Raw genomic sequence first — 17,358 nt, 5'->3', positions numbered from 1 at the left:
CTCGAGTCGGCCCGAACCGATAGCCGACGGGGGTCGGAAAACGAGGGGAGCCAGGAAGACAGCGAAGCGACCGTTAGACGCCGGTGGAGTACCGGAGGATACCCGCGAAGCCGCCGAAGGCGTTGTACAGCTGTTCGCCCTTCTCGAAGTCCGTCGAGATGAACTTCGTCTCGGTACCGCGCTGTTCGGCGATCTCGATGAGGTGGTCGATCGCGTCCTCGCGGTCCTCCTCGTCGGCCTCGATCTCGGTCCCGCAGTCGCTGCACGTGTGGTCGGGCGTCGCCTTCCGGCGGTCGATGACTTCCCGGTCGGTGTTGCCACACTCGGGACAGTCGTAGGTGACGACGTCCTTCCGGAGGTCCTCGCTGATCAGCAGGCGGTCGACCGCGCCCATCACGAGATTCTGCCGGGTCTGCTCGAACCCGTAGGTCGCGAGGTCGCCCGCGTTGAGTTCCTCGAAGAACTCCTCCATCTGCTTCTTGTCCTTCATCACCTCCGCGTCGGCCAGCGCGTCTTCCGCGCTGTCGACGAGGTCGTACAGCCCCGACTCGTCGGTGTAGGCGACGTCGAACTTGCCGATCACGTTGTCCTGAAGCTCGTGATGGAGGTAGTCGCCGTCCAGGAACTCGTCTTTCGTCGGCGACGGACCGCCGACGAGCACGCCGTCGAGTTCGTGGCGCTTGGGGACGAACAGGTCGTTGGCCATCCCGGCGACCTCCTGGTAGAAGTTGTCGATCGCCTCGAGTCGCAGGCGGGCGAATCGCTGGGCAGACTGGCCACCTTTGCGCTGCTTGCCCGGGACGAGCGAGGAGGCGGACTTGACGGGTTCGACGCGTTTGCCTTTCAACCAGCCGACGTTGGCCTCGCGTCGGTCGAGGACGATCAGGCCGTACAGCCCCTTGTCCGCCAGCATCTCCTCGAGCGGCTCGGTGAGGAAGTCGGAGTCGCAGTGATAGCGGAACGACTCGACCGGCTGGGGCGGGCTCTCGAGGACCTTGGTGACCATCTCGGTGCGGCCGCCACCGGAGTCGACGGCGCCCGAGAACAGCACCATCCCGTTTTCCGGCGGGTAGGTGTCGTAGTAGCGCAGCCTGTCCTTGATGCTGGTCAGCGCGTCCTGGACGGCCGTCCGCGTCTGCTTGGACTTGATGTTGGCCGCTTCGCTGTGCTCCTGGGTGACGTGTTGAACGACGTCGCTGATCTGGCGGTCTTCGGGAACGTAGATCGAGACGAGTTGCGTCCCGGACCCGTCGTAGTCCTTGAGATCCTCGATGACCTTCCGGAACTCGTATTTTTTCCGGTCGGATTGCTCCTGCTCGCCCTCCTGGCTCATTGGGCGTACAAAACGGTGCTGCGGCTAAGTATTCTTTGACACGCCGACGAACCGTGATAGTCTCCCACGAAAACCGAAGTATTCCGACTTGTTTTCCCATCCGCGGGCCCCGGACGCGAAGTGACGATTTAAGGTGTTGCCGTTCGTCGGTTCGGACAGTAATCGAGTATGTCTCAGGAGACGGTGTACGCCATCGCGAGCGGGAAGGGCGGCGTCGGGAAGACGACGACGACGGTAAACCTCGGGACCGCGCTCGCACAGGCGGGCGAGCGGGTCGCCGTCGTCGACGTCGACCTCGGCATGGCGAACCTCGCAGGGTTCGTGAGCCTCTCCCCCGACGCGACCACCCTGCACGACGTGTTGACCGAAGACGCATCGCTCGAGGACGCCACCTACCGGCTGGCGGATAACATCGTCGCGGTTCCCAGCGGCACGGGGCTGGACGACTACGCGAAAGCCTCCCCCGAGGGACTTCGTGACGTCGTCGCGGAACTGCGGGAGACCTACGATTTCGTCTTCCTCGACGTCGGCGCGGGCATCAGCCACGAAACCGTCCTCCCGCTGGGGCTGGCCGACGGCGTCCTCGTCGTCTCGACGCCCGAACCCGCAGCGGTCCAGGACTCCCGGAAGACGATCGAGTTGACCGACCGCGCCGGCGGCGAGGTCGAAGGCCTGATCGTCACCCGCACGCACGCCGACAGCGACGTCTCCTACGAGGAGATCGCCGCCCAGCTCGGCGTGCCGCTGATCGGTGCCGTCCCCGACGACCCCGCGGCCCGCGAGAGCGTCTACGCCGGAACGCCGCTCGTCGTCTACGAACCCGACGGACCCGCAGCGAGCGCGTACCGCCGGATCGCCGCCGACCTGGCGGGCATCGACCTCGAGGAACGTGCGAAACGCCGTCGCGGAGAGACGACGGACACGTCGGCCGGAGGCGACGCCGACGCGCCCGTATCCGACTCCCGGGACGAAGCGGACGACAGCGACGGCGACGGCGACGGCGGCGAGGCCGCACACGACGAAGTCTCGAGCGCGATTACGGAAGCGGAATCCGACTCCTGATACTGCGGGACAGAACGATATAACGCCGGTCGCATACGTGTGGCCGTTCCTCGTTGGAACGGCCGAAAATTCGCGACCGGCTTCGTATCGACTTCTGTTCGGATGTCCCGACCTGCCGTCTCTTTCTCTCCTCGCCGTCCTCGGCCACCCCGCGACGACGCCGTCCCCGCTCGATCCCCGTCGTCGACCGCCGTCCCCGCTCGATCCCCGTCGTCGACCGCCGTCGATCGTCCAGCAGCCCGTTACCTCGGGGTAGGCCCCGCCTGTAACGGCCGCTACGGGGTCTACAACCGATTATTTGTCGAAACCGATGACTACCGCACGATCCGGAGACTCGATCGCTCGAGACTGTGGGCGGTCGAAACTGGTAAGCGTTCGTGAACGTACGACAGGCGTGTTCTGGTGACGTTATATCGGCCAGAGGAGCATCTAACGGCGTCCTCGAGGAGTTTGCACGACAACATCAACCACGATGACAGTACGAGCTAATTACTAATCCCGGAGTCCCTCGACCGCTCGAGCATGGAGCGACGTAAGATCCTCCTCGGCAGTGGAGCCGCGCTCGCAACCGTGCTTGCGGGCTGTTCAAGTACCGAAACCGGCGACGAAAACCCCGACGACGGGGACGACGGGATGGACGACGACAACGGAGACGACGGGTACGATGACAACGGTGACGACGGCAACGACGGCAACGACGGAGACGACGGCGACGACGGCGACGACGACGTCCCCGGCTTCGACGACGACATGGACTCCGAGAGCGACGTGATGACGGTCATGGAGGTCGACCGTGAGGACGACCGGCTCTACGTCGTCACGCAGACCGAGACCACCGACCCCGAAGTGCTCTCGCAGGAACTCGAGACCGTCGCCCACGACATCGCGGACGCAGTCACGGATCCCGACAGCTTCAAGGCCGAGATCAGCACCGTCGAGTGGGTCCTCGAGTACGAGGGCAGCCACGTCCTCGCCGTCCTGGTCGACGTCGAGTGGGTCGTCGACTACATCAAGAACGAACTCAGCGAAGACGAGTACATCCAGAAGGTCCTCGACGCGAAAGAGGAGTAACGCGACGGCCTCCTCGACATCGCGGTCGCGAGCACGCAGGCGTGGCTCGCAACCCGCAACTCGGTCCCAGGAGAGCGGAGAACTGTCGGACGAGGTCGTCCTCGGCTTCGGTTTTCGTTTTTCGGCGACGAGACACGTGCGGTGAGCGGCGAGTCCCCGTCGGCGGCGTGACCTCGGCTCGCGTCGATTCGGCCCAGCCTCGCGGGGCGACGCGGGGTTACAACGTCTTCAGTCCGCTCCCCGTCAGCGGGACGACGACGTCGTCGTCCGGATCGACGACCCCTTCCTCGCGGTACCGGGAGAGCGCCGCCGGGGCGACGGCGCTCGTCGGTTCGACGTAGAAGCCCCCGCGGTGGAGTCGGTCGATCGCGGTCTCGATCTCGTCGTCGTCGAGCGCGATCGCGTCCCCGTCGGTTTCCTGGATCGCCTCGAGGATCTCCGTCCCGCGTGCGGGCGTGGTGATCTGGATGCCGTCGGCGATCTCGCTGGGCTCGGTCCCGTCGTCGACCCCGCCGCCGTCGAGTTCCTCGACGATCGGGGCATAGCCCTGGGCCTGGCCGGCGAGCAGTTTCGGCATCCCGTCGACGATCCCGGCCTCGTTGAGCCGGGCGAACCCCTGGTAGGCGCCCAGGAAGAGGGTGCCGTGCCCGACCGGGAGCACGACCGCGTCCGGGACCGTCCACCCTCGCTGGGCGGCTACCTCGAAGGCGAAGGTCATCGTCCCCGCGTAGAAGGCCGGGTTCCAGGCGTGACTGGCGTACCAGCCCTCGCCCTCCTCGACGGCCTCGATGCAGGCGTCGGTCACGTCCTGCCTGGTACCCTCGATCCGGACCGGACGGGCGTCGGCGCGCTGGATCGTCATCAGTTTCGACTGCTTGACGTCCGCGGGGACGTAGATGTCCGCCTCGAGGCCCGCACGGGCCGCGTAGGTCGCGATCGCCGCGCCGGCGTTGCCCGAGGAGTCCTCGATGACCTTCTCGACGCCGAGTTCGACCGCCCGCGAGAGGGTCGTCGTCGCGCCGCGGTCCTTGAACGACCCGGTCGGGAACACGTACTCGAGTTTGAACTCGGCGTCCCACTCGGGCGCGTCGACCAGCGGGGTAAAGCCCTCGTGGAAGGTGACGTGCGGTTCGATCGGCAGGAACTCGAAGAACGTCCACAGGCCGTCGCTGGTATCGAGCCGCGAGAGCGGGAGCGGATCGCCCTCCGGGAGCGGCCGCTCGACGTACTCGAGGGCGCGTCCGCACTCGCAACGCCACGGTTCGTCCGGTCCGGCGGCGTACGTGGTCCCGCAGGCGGGACAGGTGAGATCCGAGGACATGATCAGTAGGAGTCGAGGTCGGTCCCGAGCGAACAGACGTACTCCCCGGTGGCGACCTGGGGGAGCCGGCGGGTCCGCCAGAGGATCCCGTCGCTGTCGGCGGTGACGGTCTCTTTCGTCTCCCCGAAGGGTGTGGTGATCCGGTACAGCGTCTCGCCGCGGGCGACCTCATCGCCGAGGTCCTTCTCGAAGTCGATGAGGCCGCCACAGGACGCGCCGTACTGTTCGAACCCGTTGGCGCGAGTCTGACGCTCGGGGTCGACCGTCCCCTCGAGGAAGTCGTAGTAGGTGAGGACGTTGAAGACGCCCTCGACGCCCTTCCGGATGCTCGTCTCGTCCCAGCCGACGCAGCCGCCGAGTTCGGGGTCGACGGTCGGGATCCCCTCGTCCGGCGCGGCGCGGGCGAGCTGGCCGTCCGGCCCTTTCTGGTCGAGGACGTAGCCACAGCCGAAGGCCTTCGCGAGCTCGAGACACTCGTCGTGGAGGCGGTGGCGGGTCCCACAGCGGACCCTGACCTCGTCGATCATCCGGCTGGTCGACCCCTGGTGGAGATCCAGAATGAGGTCGGCGCGGGTCGCCGCCTCGAAGGTCGCGGCGGCGATGCGTTCGCTCGAGGTGCCGTTCTCCGAGCCGGGGTAGGCCCGGTTCATCTTCGTGTCGTCGATGGGGTTGCGGTGCTCGGCGACCTGGAACGCGTGGTAGTTGACGATTCCGACGATCAGGATCGTCCCCGCGATCTCGGCGGGGTCGAGTTGCGGGACGACCCGCTGGAGGACGCCGACGCCGTTGAGTTCGTCGCCGTCACTTGCCGCCTGCATATAGAGCGTCTTCCCCGGCTTCGCACCGTTCACGACGGCGACGGGGAGGCCGAACGTGCTCCCGTCCCGGGTCTCGCCGACCTCGAGACGGCCCGTATCGACCTCACCGGGCCCCGCACTCGCCGTTCCGAGCCTCGTCGTCATGTCACCTACGACGGACCGGCCGGCCTTTATTGGTTCGGTCTGTTCGCATGGAGGGAACGGGGCGGGCGTGAAATCCGGAGGGTATCGCCGGTTCGTCGGCTCAGAGGAACGGCTGGTAGTAGTACGGGCTGACGAACCCCTCGATCGCGGCCGCGACCGCGAGCAGGATACCCACGCCGACCAGCACCCAGAACGCCCGCTCGAGGTCGTCGGCGAACGCGACCCGCGGGAGCCGGCCCCGGAGCCGTCGCCAGAAGGCGACGCCCAGGTAGATCCCGAGCGCGCCCGCGATGAAGATCGCCGGGATTTCGAGGATTCCGTGGGGGACCACGAACGCGACCAGTTCGAGGGGGTCGGCCTCGAGACGAGCATAGATCCCGAAGAACGCCCCGTTGAACAGCACGGAGACGACCGCCGGCACCGCGAGGGCGATCCCCGAGAGGGCGGTCGAGAGCGCAACCATCCAGTTGTTCCCGAAGAACTCCAGCGCGGCCGCGGGCGGGACGTGACCCTCGAGTCGCCCCGAAATCGACGCCTCGAACGCCTCGACGCCGACGAACGGCGCGGCGGCGCGCCAGCCGAGCCAGAAGCCGACCAGCGCCAGCGCGACGACGGCGGCGTGGAGCAACGGCGTCGCACGGACGAACGACCACATCTCGCCCCAGCCCCGGCCGAGGCCGGCCCGGAACTGCGCCCACACGGATCGGTCCGGGGTCGCCGGCGGCGTCAGCCGACCCCGGTGGTCGCAGTACAGCGCCGTCTTCAGCAGGTCGAGCGCGGGGAGCAAGAGCAGCGTCGAGAGGACCGGGACGAGCGACGCGACCTCGAGCAGCGCGAACGCACCGGCGACGGTCGAGAGCGCGACCGTCGAGCCGATCGCGATCACGTAGTAGAAGGCGGCCCCGACTGGCCGAGCGCGGACGAACGAGGCCGTCGCCGACAGCGAACCGAAAACGCTCGCGTCGTCGACGACGACGGCGACCGGTGCGAAGGCGAACGCGGCCCGGACGGCGGCCACTGCCGCGATACCGACGAGGGCCGCGAGGAGGGCCGCGAGCGCGCCGGCCAGCGGAGCGCCGGCGAACGAGAAGCCGCCGACCAGCGCCGCGACGACGGCCCCGACGCTCGCGATGACGACGATCCAGAGGACCACCTCGAGGACGTACAGCGCCAGGAATCGAAGGGCGTACCGCCTCCCGCCTGCGATGCCGGCGATCAGTCCGCGTTCGCCGCGCAAGCGCCCGTAACAGGCCGACAGTTGCGCCGCGGAGACGATCGGGACGAGCACGATAACGAGGAGGACGAGTCCGAGCACGGCGGCGGCCGCCAGAGCACCCGTCGTGGGAGTCAGCAACTGTTCGACGACGGGGACGAGTTCCTCGGTCCACGCCTCGAAAGCCGCCGGGTCGGCTTCCGGGTCGGGCGGTGTCGTCTCGATTCCGGCGAGTTCGTCCCGGGCCGCCCGGAGTCGGCCCGTCGTCTCGAGGTGGAGATAGGCGACGGCGGCCGTGAAGAACGGGACGACCCGGGCGACCGCCGGAATCGCGGTCCCGAGCACGTACAGCGGGAGGAGGTCCCCGGGTCGGCGGCGAAACACCGCGACGACCGCGGCGACCGCGTCCGAGAGCGAGCGTGACATGGTTGTCTGTTGTCCCGTCACTAGTTAAAAGAAGCCGTTCCGGCACGACCGGCCGCTCGAGTCCCGATCGGACTCCGGTCGTCGAACTCGTCGGACGCCTAATCGGAGCCGCCGCTCGAGAGACACGACGAGAACCGTCGATGGATGACGCAAGACGATTAGCAACGGCGGAGAAAGGAAAGGGAACCGTCCCGCGAATCGTTCCGGGACGACGACCGTGATCGTACTCGTGACCGCGCTGCAACCGAAACCGTGACTGTCCACTCGAGGGCTTACGAGCCCCAGAAGTTCTCGCGACTGCCGAGTCGTTCGCGGTGTTTGTTCGCGTCGTCCCCGGCGCTCTCTTCGGCGTCCTCGTCGCCCTCGCCGTCTTCGCCGTCCTCGGCAGCGTCGTCGGCCTCCCCTTCGTCGTCGTCCGCCGTGTCCTCCTCGTCGTCTTCCTCGGGCTCCATCGGCAACTGCTCGAGTTCCTCCGCGCGGGCGTGGTTGCTGTGAACCTGCGTGATCTCGACGCGAGCCCGGGCCTCCGGGAGCACGCCGTCGACCATGACGATGAAGCCGTCGTCCGTCCGGCCGACACCGGCCCCGCTCTCGTGCATGTCGACGACGTCGATGACGACCTCCTCGCCGGATTTGACGGGCTGTGTCTTCAGATCCTCGATGGGCTGGCCGTAGTGGTTACACCACTCCTTGCCACCCCTGTCACCGTAGTGTTGACATCCCATTCCCGAGATCCGTTCGGAGAAACTCGGACAGTCGTCGGCGAGCGGACAGTCTGCCATGGCGCGTAGTACCGGCGGCGTCGTTAAACCGTTTCCGTCTTACTCCCGAGTAGGGACTCTTTGGGGCCTGTCCCGGGACGGGCGGGGACAGGTTGAGTCGACCGACAGCCGGGGCAGTCGAAAGCGCGACCGACGAACTCGAGGAAACCGGGAGAATCGATAAATGAACGACGACTCCCCAAAACAATGTTTCGAAAACGTTTACGGGAGGGGCGTGTGAGTGATCAACGATGAAAATCCTCGTTACGGTCAAAGAGGTCGCGACCGTGGAAGACGAGTTCGAAATCGAGGGGACTGAGATCGCGGATCAGTACCTCGGTGCCGACCTGAACGAGTGGGACGATTACGCCGTCGAGGAGGCCGTCCAGCTCCAGGAGGCCGGTATCGCCGACGAAGTCGTCACGGTCACGATCGGTCCGGAAGACTGCGAACAGACCATCCGGCAGGCGCTCGCCAAGGGCGCGGACCGTGCGATCCGCGTCTGGGACGACGCCCTCGAGGGCGTCGACCTGCTCGACGTCGAGGCCAAGACCGAGATCCTGCGCGGCGTCGTCGAGGAGGAAGACCCCGACCTCGTCCTCTCGGGCGTCCAGTCCGGCGACGACAGCTGGGGTGCGACCGGCGTCTCGCTGGCCGAAGACCTCGGCTTCGAGTGGGCCGCCGTCGTCAACCACCTCGAGCACGACCTCGAGGACGGCATCGCCTCCGTCCGCCGGGAACTCGAGGGCGGCGTCGAGGAACTGACCGACGTCGAACTGCCGGCCGTGTTGACGATCCAGACCGGGATCAACGAGCCACGCTACGCCAGCCTGCGTGGCATCCGACAGGCCCAGCGCAAGGAACTCGACGTCCAGTCGCTGGCCGACGTCGGCGTCGACGAGGGGGTCGTCGACTCGGACCTCGAACTGACCGACATGTACGAGCCCGAAAGCGAGAGCGACGTCACCGTCTGGGAGGGGAGTGCAGAGGAAACCGCCGGAGAGCTCGGTGATCTCCTCCGCGACAAGGGGGTGGCACCATGACGGACGTCCTCGTCGTGGCGGACCACCGCCGCGGAGACCTCCGCGACGTCAGCTACGAACTCGTCACCGCCGGCCGCGAACTCGCGGACGAAACCGGCGGCGACCTCCACGTCGCGGTCATCAGCGGCACCGTCGACGAGTTCGCCGACAAGCTCAATCGCGAGGGCGTCGACGCCGTCCACACCGTCGACTACGGCGAGGAGTTCAACCACGGCGTCTACACCCAGGCGACGACCCAGCTGTACGACGAACTCGCGCCCCAGTACGTCCTGACGCCCAACAGCGTCAACGGCCTCGACTACGCGCCGGCCGTCGCGAACGAACTCGACCTGCCGATCGTCACCGACACCGTCGCCCTCGAGACCGACGGCGAGACGCTGACAGCGACCCGCGAGATGTACGGCGGCAAGGTCGAGACGACGACCGAACTCGAGGGGCCCGCGGTCGTGACGATTCGCGGCGCCGAGTGGCCCGCCGCGGAGGGCACCGGCGACGCCGCGATCGAGGCCTTCGACGCCGATATCGACGAGGACGCACTCGGCACGACGGTCAACGGCTTCGAGGAGGTCGGCGGCGGCGACGTCGACATCAGCGAGGCCGACGTGCTGGTCTCGGTCGGCCGTGGCATCGAGGAGGAAGAGAACCTCGAGATCATCGAGGAACTCGCGGACGCGCTGGACGCGACTGTCTCGGCCTCCCGCCCGATCGTCGACAACGGCTGGCTGCCGAAGAACCGGCAGGTCGGCCAGTCCGGGAAGGTCGTCACGCCCGACGTCTACATCGCGATCGGCATCTCCGGCGCGGTCCAGCACGTCGCCGGCATGAAAGGCTCCGATACGATCGTCGCGATCAACACCGACCCGAACGCGCCGATCATGGACATCGCCGATTACGCGATCACGGACGACCTGTTCGACGTGGTCCCGGCGCTGACCGAGGAGTTCCATTGACATCCTCCCCGCCCTGAAGGGAGAGGATTCCCGCGTTGGGATATTGTGGTTTACGACGTGACCGGTTCTTGAGGCGCGAACGCGCCAGTTTCCTTGTCAAACAGGAACGTCGATGGCTGTGCCAACCAGCCGTTACTCCTATCGCCGCCATCCGTGGCGGGACTCGGAGATACTTTCTGCCGAATGTTCTCAGCACCGTTCACATCTGCGTTCGCCACCATATCGCATTCGTCGCACACGTACAACCCGCGTTCAACACGGTTCGCGTCACGTTTGCGACCACAACACGAACACGACTTCGACGTATCTCGCTCGGACACTTCTTCGACCGTGATGCCCTCCATCTCGGCCTTGTATTCGAGCAGGTCAGTGAAGCGGTCGAACGCCCACGAGTGCAAGTCAAGATTGCCATGCTTCCCCCAGTCCTTCGCCTCACCGTTCTCATCGTCTTCGCGGATACCGGAGAGGTCGCCAACCACGATGGTTCCAACACCCTCGTCAACACACCGCTGGACGATGTGTTTTGAGAGCGTGTGGAAGTAGTGAGTGCGCCGGCGAGACTTCTTCTGGTCCAGTCGCGTGGCCTGCTCGGAGTCCGAATCGTCACACCGAGCGATCCGCTTGCTGAAGTAGTAGTCATCTTGCTTCAGACAGTTCAGCGGGTACAGTTCAGCGTGACCATCTTCGTAGGCGAGTGCCGCGAAGTTGTTGATACCGGGATCGACACCGACGGTCTTCTCACCGGGTGCTTCAGACACTTCGATTTCGACCTTACAGACAAAGTGCAGTTCCCATTCATCCCCTGCCCAAACAGCCCTGACTTGTTGAACGCTCTCTACGGTCGAGAGGTCAACGTCGGGGCGGGTCTGGTATTCACAGAGGATGAAGTCCGACCAGTAGTCCCTGAGGTTCGACCCTTTGGAGAGTCGAACGCGGTTGTACTGGGTGTCGAATTTGAAGCCAGCGGCTTTGAACGTGACTGTGGAACGTGGGTGTTCGTCGCCGTGTTTGCGGTAGCCGGGCGGGTTCGCGTTCGTGTCTCCGTTGCGCCGTTTGCCGTACCAGCCGTTGAACGCCTCAGAGAGTTCTTGGAGGACTCGCTGTGCTCAATGAGCGAAGCTCATTGGCATCACGAGACGGCTTCGGCGTCTCGAACGAACTTGACTGAGAATGCAGGTCATCGTAGCGTTCGTGGCTCTTGAGGTACGCGGTGAGTTCGTCGTGTTCAGGGATGTAGTTGATTTCATCCCAAACACGACTGATTGTCCACCGTCCGACGTTCCAGAGTTTCGAGGCTGAGAACCCGAGCGAATCAAGGTCGTCGGACACCTGTTGCTGGTTCCGTATGGAAGCAGTGAAGGTGCGGGTGACGACCTCTTTCGCCATACGTAACTAATGTAGACAATCCTACTTGAAGGTATAGATTGCGCAGCGTGGAATATCCTGCCGTGCCATCGAATGGTGGCTGGTGTAGGGTAGTGTCGGATTCATCCCCATCCCGAAGGACGGGGCTTTCTCCTTGATTCTCCGTAACCGCCCGCGGGCGGCTTTTTTGGTCCAGATTTTCGAGGAGCGGTTCCCCTCAGTCGAACCCGCTGACCAGCGTCACGACCCACTGGGCCGGATCGGACCGCCGGCGGACCTCCACCCGCTCGAGCCACTTGACCCACTGGAATCCGCGCCGTCCGGGGGCGACAAGGCGCATCGGCGCGCCGTGGCCGTGGCTCAACCGTTCGCCGCCGACGTGGGTCGCGAGCAACGCCTCTCGCGCCTCCTCGAGCGGCAGCGACCACCGGTAGCCGGTCACCGAGACGAACCGCACGAACGCCGCCCCGTCCCGAACGTCGGCTGCCGCGAGCAGGTCCCCCACGCGGATGCCGCGCCACCGCTGGACGGTGTACCAGCCGCTCGTACAGTCCAAAAGCGCCCGCTCGTCGCTGGTGGGCGCCAACTCGTCGTAGGAGTACTCGAGCGGGGTTTCGACCTCGCCCCGGATCGTTAGCGTCCACGCCGACGGGTCGATCGGATCGGGGTCGTCCGCGACCCACGAGGTGACCGGAAAACTCCCGTTGCCCCTCCCTTCACGGGGCTGGGACCCGGTGAACCGGCGGTCCGCCCCGGGCGTCTCGAGGGCGCGATTGAGGAACTCCTGGGTGCGATAGACGAGGGCCCCACCGGCCAGCAGCGCCGCGTACTCGAGCGTCGTCCGGCGACGGTCGAAGTCGCGCCGTTTCGGGAGCCGGAACCGGGTCGAGAGGTGCCACACCATCAGCGGAACGAGGACGAGCCCGAACCCGACGTGGACGCTCAGCAGCGTCCAGTAGGAGAGTCCCACGTCCAGCCCGAACGTCCAGAGGACCCCGGTCGCGATCGCTCCCGTCGCCGCGATCACGGTGAGGATCGACAGGAGCGTCGAGGGGCGCCACCGTTCGGTCTCGAGAACCCGGTGTCGAACGCGAGCGAATTTGAACCCCAGCAGCGCGACGAGCGTCAGTCCGAGGATCCGGTGGAGCCAGAACAGCGGCCAGCCGGCCGGCGAGCCGACGGTAAACGAGACCAGCCCGGAAACGGCCTCGAGCACGACGACCGTGAAGATCGACCAGTCGACGAACCGTGGTGGTGGCCTGACGGCGGCCAGGGCACTCCGCACGGGGGTCGACGGGCTATCCACCATGGTATGTGTTACGGATTCGCGGAAAAGAAGCGTTCGGTACGGCACCCGACGTGTTCGACCGTCTCGAGACGAGCGACGCCAGGAGCGAGGCGGACGGTTCGTCGGCGCAACCGTCGCTGCAGTAAACAACGTGACAGCGACAGGACGGGAAGGAAGAATTGGACCGCGTTCCCCAGCGGAAGGGCACGGAAACTCGGAACGTTGCGCCCCTCACGTACTTTTCGTCCCCGTCCTGAGCGCAGGTAATGAGGGTTCTCGAGCGCCGTCGGGCGCTGATCGGAGAGGACAGGTGCCCCCACGGGCGAGACGAGTACCCGTCCGGTTCTTCTCGGCTACCAGCGAAACAGAGACCTACGGTCGGCAATCGCTCGCAGTTCTCTCATTCTCGATCCCCACAACCGACATGACCGAGTCCCGTCGATGACTTCGGTGCGAACCGTCTCATAGTACCGTTTCCGTTCCCGTTGCAGGCGTCGACTGCAGGGTCGAATCGACCCGCAGCGCCGGATTCGAGCCAGGTGTTCAGGCGTAGACTGCCGTAGCCGTCGCTACAGGTGGATTCCCACCTCGAGGGGGAGTTCTCAACGACGCAACGATGCGCTCTTGCGGGAGACTCTATCTGTCGTCACGGCTTCGGCCGCCGGCCGTGACGACGGACAACCACTGTAGAGCCACCAGCAATCAGAAGGTAGTGATCTTCAAACTCCTCGGGAAGAGGCTAAAATATGTTCGGAATAATATCTCGATTGGTTCTGGGCTTCATATATACATGCACAATGTAGTAGATGGCTCCAAAATGGCCATCAGAACTACATGCAGCAAAATTTACCCCAGTAATATGGGCAGCAATTCGACCAGACGACGACTACTTTCGGGGATTGCCGGTGCTTCCCTCGCCGGCCTCGCCGGTTGTACCGACGCGATTCCCGGCATCGATTCCGGGACAGCCGGTTCTAGCGTCGGAACTCGTAGCATCGATCGGACGATCAAACTCGGTATTCTGCTCCCGCTTAGCGGTCCACGCAGCGCCGTCGGCGAAGACATCCTCGCCGCTGCCACCCTCCCTATCCAGCAGGCCCGCGACGATCCCGATCTCGAGATCGAAATCGAGTACACCGAAGCGGATACCGAAAGCGATCCGGTGACCGCTGCCCAGGCGGCGGCATCGCTCGTCGACGACGGCTATCCGATGGTGACGGGGCCGCTCGACTCCGATATCGTCTTGCAGGCGACCCAGCAGGTGCTCATTCCATACCAGATTACCGCCTGTTCGCCTGCAGCGACGACCCCGACTCTCACCACGCTCAACGACGGGGGGTTCGTCTTTCGGACAGCACTCTCCGATGCCGTTCAGGGGGCAGTCATGGCCGACGTTGCCGCGACCGAACGGGGCGTCGATACCGCTGCAACGCTGTATGTCAACAACGACTACGGCTGGCAACTCAGCCAGGCCTTCGAGCGCGCGTTCGAAACCACTCACGACGGCACGATCACCGATCACGTCCCCGTCGAAGTCACTGCAGACTCCTACGACAGCGCTATCGACCGACTCACCGAAGCGGATCCGGACCTGGTGATCCCGGCGATCTACCCCGAAATGGCCCAGACGCTGTTTACCGATCTCGACCCCGACGGCACCTTCGACCTGTTGTGTACAGACGCCATCCGCCTTGGCGACCTTCACGAACAGGTCGACTACCCACTCGATGGGGTCAGGGGAACCGCACCGCTCATCGACGGCCCCGGCATCGACACCTTCACCGAGCTATACACCGACGCCCACACCGGCGACCCCGATCTCTTCGCGTTCTACGCCTACGACGCGACCGCCGTGCTCTTGCTCGCAAACGCATACGCCGGCCAAAACGACGGCCAGGCGATCCAGAACGCCATTCACACCGTCACGAGCCCCGGCGGCGAAGAAATTACCCCTGATACGATCGCCGAGGGCATCAGACTCGCCGCGCAGGGCTCGACCGTCGAATACCGCGGCGCGGCCAACGAAACCGGCTTCGACGACAACGGCGACCCCACCGACACGACCTTCGAATACTGGGAGTTCGACAGCACTGCTGACACCGGCATCACGGAAATCGACCGTCTCGATCCATACTAACACCATGTCACTCGCAACAACACTCGTCCCGTCGTTCATCAGGCGCAGTTATCTCGCCAAGTTCGTCCTCGCTATCCTGGTCGTCGTCCTCGTCATGAGCGTCGTCGGCGCCGGCAGCTACGTCTACGTCGACAACACCGTTCAGGACGACGCCAACACGCAGTTGAAAACGACCGCCGAAATGCAGGCCGACGAAATCAGTTCCTGGATGGAGTCACTCTCCGTCCAGACCCGTACCGCGTCGGCCTCGCCCGTCCTCCAGGAGGGTAACCCACAGGAAGTACAGGCCCACCTCGTCGAAGAACAGGCTCGAATGGGCGTCAACGTCCGCGCAATCCACTACCTCGACACCGAATCGGACGAAATCGTCACCAGCACGACCGCCGCCTATCGCGACAGACCGCTCGCGGATCTCGAGGAGCCATGGAGCGATCACGACTTCGACGCGGAGTTCATGCTGGACGAAGAAGTCTGGCACACGCCGGAAGCGTACGAATCACCCACCCTGGAAGATCAGGTGATGGCGTTTGCCAGCCCAGTCCAGGATCGCGACGACCGCGTCGTCGTCGTGATCGGTACTCTCGAGTACCAGATCGAACAGTTACAGGAAGACGACACGTCACAGTCGACGCTCATCCTCGACGCGGAGGGCAACGACGTGTTCCAGGCCGACCACGCCACAGTCGATGCCGACGAGGAGGCCCTCGAGGCGGCTCTCGGCGGTCGATCACAGTTGGTGACCGACGAACAGCGAGTCCACTCGTACGTCCCGGTGAGTGACACCCAGTGGGTCGCCGTCTCGAGCGTCCCGACCGACGAAGCCTACGGTGTCGCAGCCAGCGTCGGAAACAACATCCTGCTCATGCTCGCCCTGAACCTGGGTGTCCTGAGTCTGATCGGGGTCGTTCTCGGTCGACAGACCGTCGGGCCGGTAACGACCCTCCGTGACCGGGCAGCATCGATGGAAGCTGGTGACCTCGAAGTCGATCTCGAGACGAACCGAACCGACGAGATCGGACAGTTGTTCGACGGCTTCGATGCGATGCGGACGTCGCTTCGCGAGCAAATCGAGGAAGCCGAAGGGGCCCGGGAAGAGGCCGAACAGAAGCGGGAAGAGGCGACCGAGGCACAGCGTGAGGCTGAAGCGGCCAAACGCGAGGCCGAGGCGGAGCGCGAGGAGATCGAACGGATGACCCGTCACCTGGAGCGGAAAGCCGAGGAATTCAGCACGACGATGGCCGCCTGTGCTGACGGTGACCTCACCCGGCGACTCGATCCCGAAAGCGAGAGCGATGCGATGACCGACATCGCGGTCGCGTTCAACGAGATGGTCGCACAACTCGAGGAGACGACGGCGGACGTCAGAGCGTTCGCGGACGAGGTTGCCGCAGCCAGTGAACAGGTAACTGCGAGCGCACAAGAAGTGCAAGCAGCGTCTCAGCAGGTCTCCGAATCGATTCAGGAGATTTCCGACGGAGCCGAGGACCAGAACGAGTCCCTGCAGACGGTCGACCGAGAGATGGAAACCCTATCGACGACGACCGAAGAGATCGCGGCCTCCTCGAGCGAGGTCGCCGACATGGCCTCGCAAATGGCTGAAACCGGCCGTAATGGGCGAGAAGCCGCCAAAGAGGCGATCGACGGCATGCACGAGATCGAAGCCGAATCCGAGGAGGCGGTCGAGGCAATTCGTGACCTCGAGACGAAGATGGCACAGGTCGACGAACTGGTCGAGTTGATTACGGATATCGCTCGTGAGACGAATATGCTCGCCTTGAACGCGAACATCGAGGCAGCACGCGGTGACACCGCTGACGGTGCTGGCTTCGATGTCGTTGCAACGCAGGTCAAAGAGTTGGCAGAGGACACCAGATCGACTGCCGAAGACATCGAGGATCGGCTGGACCGCATCAACGATCGGACGTCGGAAACCGTCGCGGACGTCGAGCGAACGGCAACTCGTATCTCCGAACACGTCGATTCGGTCGAGGACGCAGCCACTGCACTGGACGAAATCGCCGACCGCGCCGAAAACACCAACGATGGCGTCCAGGAGATTTCCGCCGCCACACAACAGCAGGCTGCGTCGACACAGGAAATCCTCGCAATGATCTCCTCGGCGACGGAAATCGCTGAATCGACCGCCGAAGAGTCACAGAGCGTCGCCGCTGCAGCCGAGGAACAGACGTCCGCGCTCTCGGAGGTCTCGGAAAGCGCCAGTTCGCTCGCCGATCAAGCGTCTCAGCTGAGTGAAACGCTCGACCACTTCGAACTCGGACAGAGAGGGGCGGACCATCGTGCGACGAGAGAGGAAAGCGATCGACCCAGTGTAATCGAGACGGGTCTCGGCGAGGACGGAGACTACTGACCGAGAGATAAGAATGTAAAATGAATTATAATAGTGATGGCTGAACAGTGATATAATA

The 17,358-nt window shown here is 64.7% G+C and carries 12 protein-coding genes and 1 pseudogene; 6 read left to right on the top strand and 7 right to left on the bottom strand.

Annotation, left to right across the window (positions count from 1 at the left end):
* Positions 1-73: 73 nt before the first annotated feature.
* Positions 74-1,333 carry a peptide chain release factor aRF-1 gene (prf1, locus tag BM113_RS04440; protein WP_089785722.1) on the bottom strand — a complete coding sequence of 420 codons (1,260 nt, stop codon included), beginning with the start codon at positions 1,331-1,333 and terminating at the stop codon, positions 74-76.
* A gap of 168 nt (positions 1,334-1,501) precedes the next feature.
* Between prf1 and minD the strand changes: the two genes are divergently transcribed.
* On the top strand, positions 1,502-2,395 hold the full coding sequence (gene minD, locus BM113_RS04435) for a cell division ATPase MinD (RefSeq protein ID WP_089785720.1): 894 nt from the start codon (positions 1,502-1,504) through the stop codon (positions 2,393-2,395).
* 522 nt (positions 2,396-2,917) lie between these two features.
* Positions 2,918-3,466 carry a DUF8159 domain-containing protein gene (locus BM113_RS04430; protein ID WP_089785718.1) on the top strand — a complete coding sequence of 183 codons (549 nt, stop codon included), beginning with the start codon at positions 2,918-2,920 and terminating at the stop codon, positions 3,464-3,466.
* A gap of 217 nt (positions 3,467-3,683) precedes the next feature.
* Here BM113_RS04430 and BM113_RS04425 read toward each other — a convergent pair whose 3' ends face one another.
* The 4 genes from BM113_RS04425 to BM113_RS04410 all read right to left on the bottom strand — a co-directional run bounded on the left by BM113_RS04425 (position 3,684) and on the right by BM113_RS04410 (position 8,170).
* Entirely contained in the window at positions 3,684-4,787 is a 1,104-nt protein-coding gene (locus BM113_RS04425) for a pyridoxal-phosphate dependent enzyme (RefSeq protein WP_089785716.1), read from the bottom strand.
* Between the two features lie 2 nt (positions 4,788-4,789).
* Positions 4,790-5,749 carry a succinylglutamate desuccinylase/aspartoacylase family protein gene (locus BM113_RS04420; RefSeq protein WP_089785714.1) on the bottom strand — a complete coding sequence of 320 codons (960 nt, stop codon included), beginning with the start codon at positions 5,747-5,749 and terminating at the stop codon, positions 4,790-4,792.
* A 100-nt stretch (positions 5,750-5,849) separates the two neighbouring features.
* Positions 5,850-7,388 (bottom strand): stage II sporulation protein M, encoded by a 1,539-nt coding sequence (locus BM113_RS04415; protein WP_089785712.1) that lies wholly within the window; start codon positions 7,386-7,388, stop codon positions 5,850-5,852.
* 272 nt (positions 7,389-7,660) lie between these two features.
* Positions 7,661-8,170, bottom strand: coding sequence for a TRAM domain-containing protein (locus tag BM113_RS04410; RefSeq protein WP_089785710.1), 510 nt, complete (start codon positions 8,168-8,170; stop codon positions 7,661-7,663).
* A gap of 230 nt (positions 8,171-8,400) precedes the next feature.
* Between BM113_RS04410 and BM113_RS04405 the strand changes: the two genes are divergently transcribed.
* Positions 8,401-9,192, top strand: coding sequence for an electron transfer flavoprotein subunit beta/FixA family protein (locus BM113_RS04405; RefSeq protein ID WP_007140332.1), 792 nt, complete (start codon positions 8,401-8,403; stop codon positions 9,190-9,192).
* Positions 9,189-10,142 carry an electron transfer flavoprotein subunit alpha/FixB family protein gene (locus BM113_RS04400; protein WP_089785708.1) on the top strand — a complete coding sequence of 318 codons (954 nt, stop codon included), beginning with the start codon at positions 9,189-9,191 and terminating at the stop codon, positions 10,140-10,142. The genes BM113_RS04405 and BM113_RS04400 overlap by 4 nt, the downstream gene beginning before the upstream one ends.
* Before the next feature lie 50 nt (positions 10,143-10,192).
* Here the strand turns inward: BM113_RS04400 and BM113_RS04395 are convergent.
* Both BM113_RS04395 and BM113_RS04385 read right to left on the bottom strand, forming a co-directional pair.
* A pseudogene (locus tag BM113_RS04395) lies at positions 10,193-11,528 on the bottom strand (RNA-guided endonuclease InsQ/TnpB family protein).
* 196 nt (positions 11,529-11,724) lie between these two features.
* The gene (locus tag BM113_RS04385) at positions 11,725-12,816 is read right to left on the bottom strand and encodes a molybdopterin-dependent oxidoreductase (RefSeq protein WP_089785706.1); all 1,092 of its coding nucleotides are present in this window, start codon (positions 12,814-12,816) and stop codon (positions 11,725-11,727) included.
* A gap of 838 nt (positions 12,817-13,654) precedes the next feature.
* Here BM113_RS04385 and BM113_RS04380 point away from each other — a divergent pair.
* Together BM113_RS04380 and BM113_RS04375 are read left to right on the top strand one after the other, a co-directional pair.
* Positions 13,655-14,932, top strand: coding sequence for an ABC transporter substrate-binding protein (locus BM113_RS04380; protein WP_089785704.1), 1,278 nt, complete (start codon positions 13,655-13,657; stop codon positions 14,930-14,932).
* Between the two features lie 4 nt (positions 14,933-14,936).
* Positions 14,937-17,300 (top strand): methyl-accepting chemotaxis protein, encoded by a 2,364-nt coding sequence (locus BM113_RS04375; RefSeq protein WP_089785702.1) that lies wholly within the window; start codon positions 14,937-14,939, stop codon positions 17,298-17,300.
* Positions 17,301-17,358: the final 58 nt, after the last annotated feature.

Source organism: Natronobacterium haloterrestre (assembly GCF_900112205.1).
GTDB lineage: Archaea > Halobacteriota > Halobacteria > Halobacteriales > Natrialbaceae > Natronobacterium > Natronobacterium haloterrestre.
Note: the sequence above shows the minus strand (reverse complement) of the source record. Positions and strands in the feature narration are given on the sequence as shown.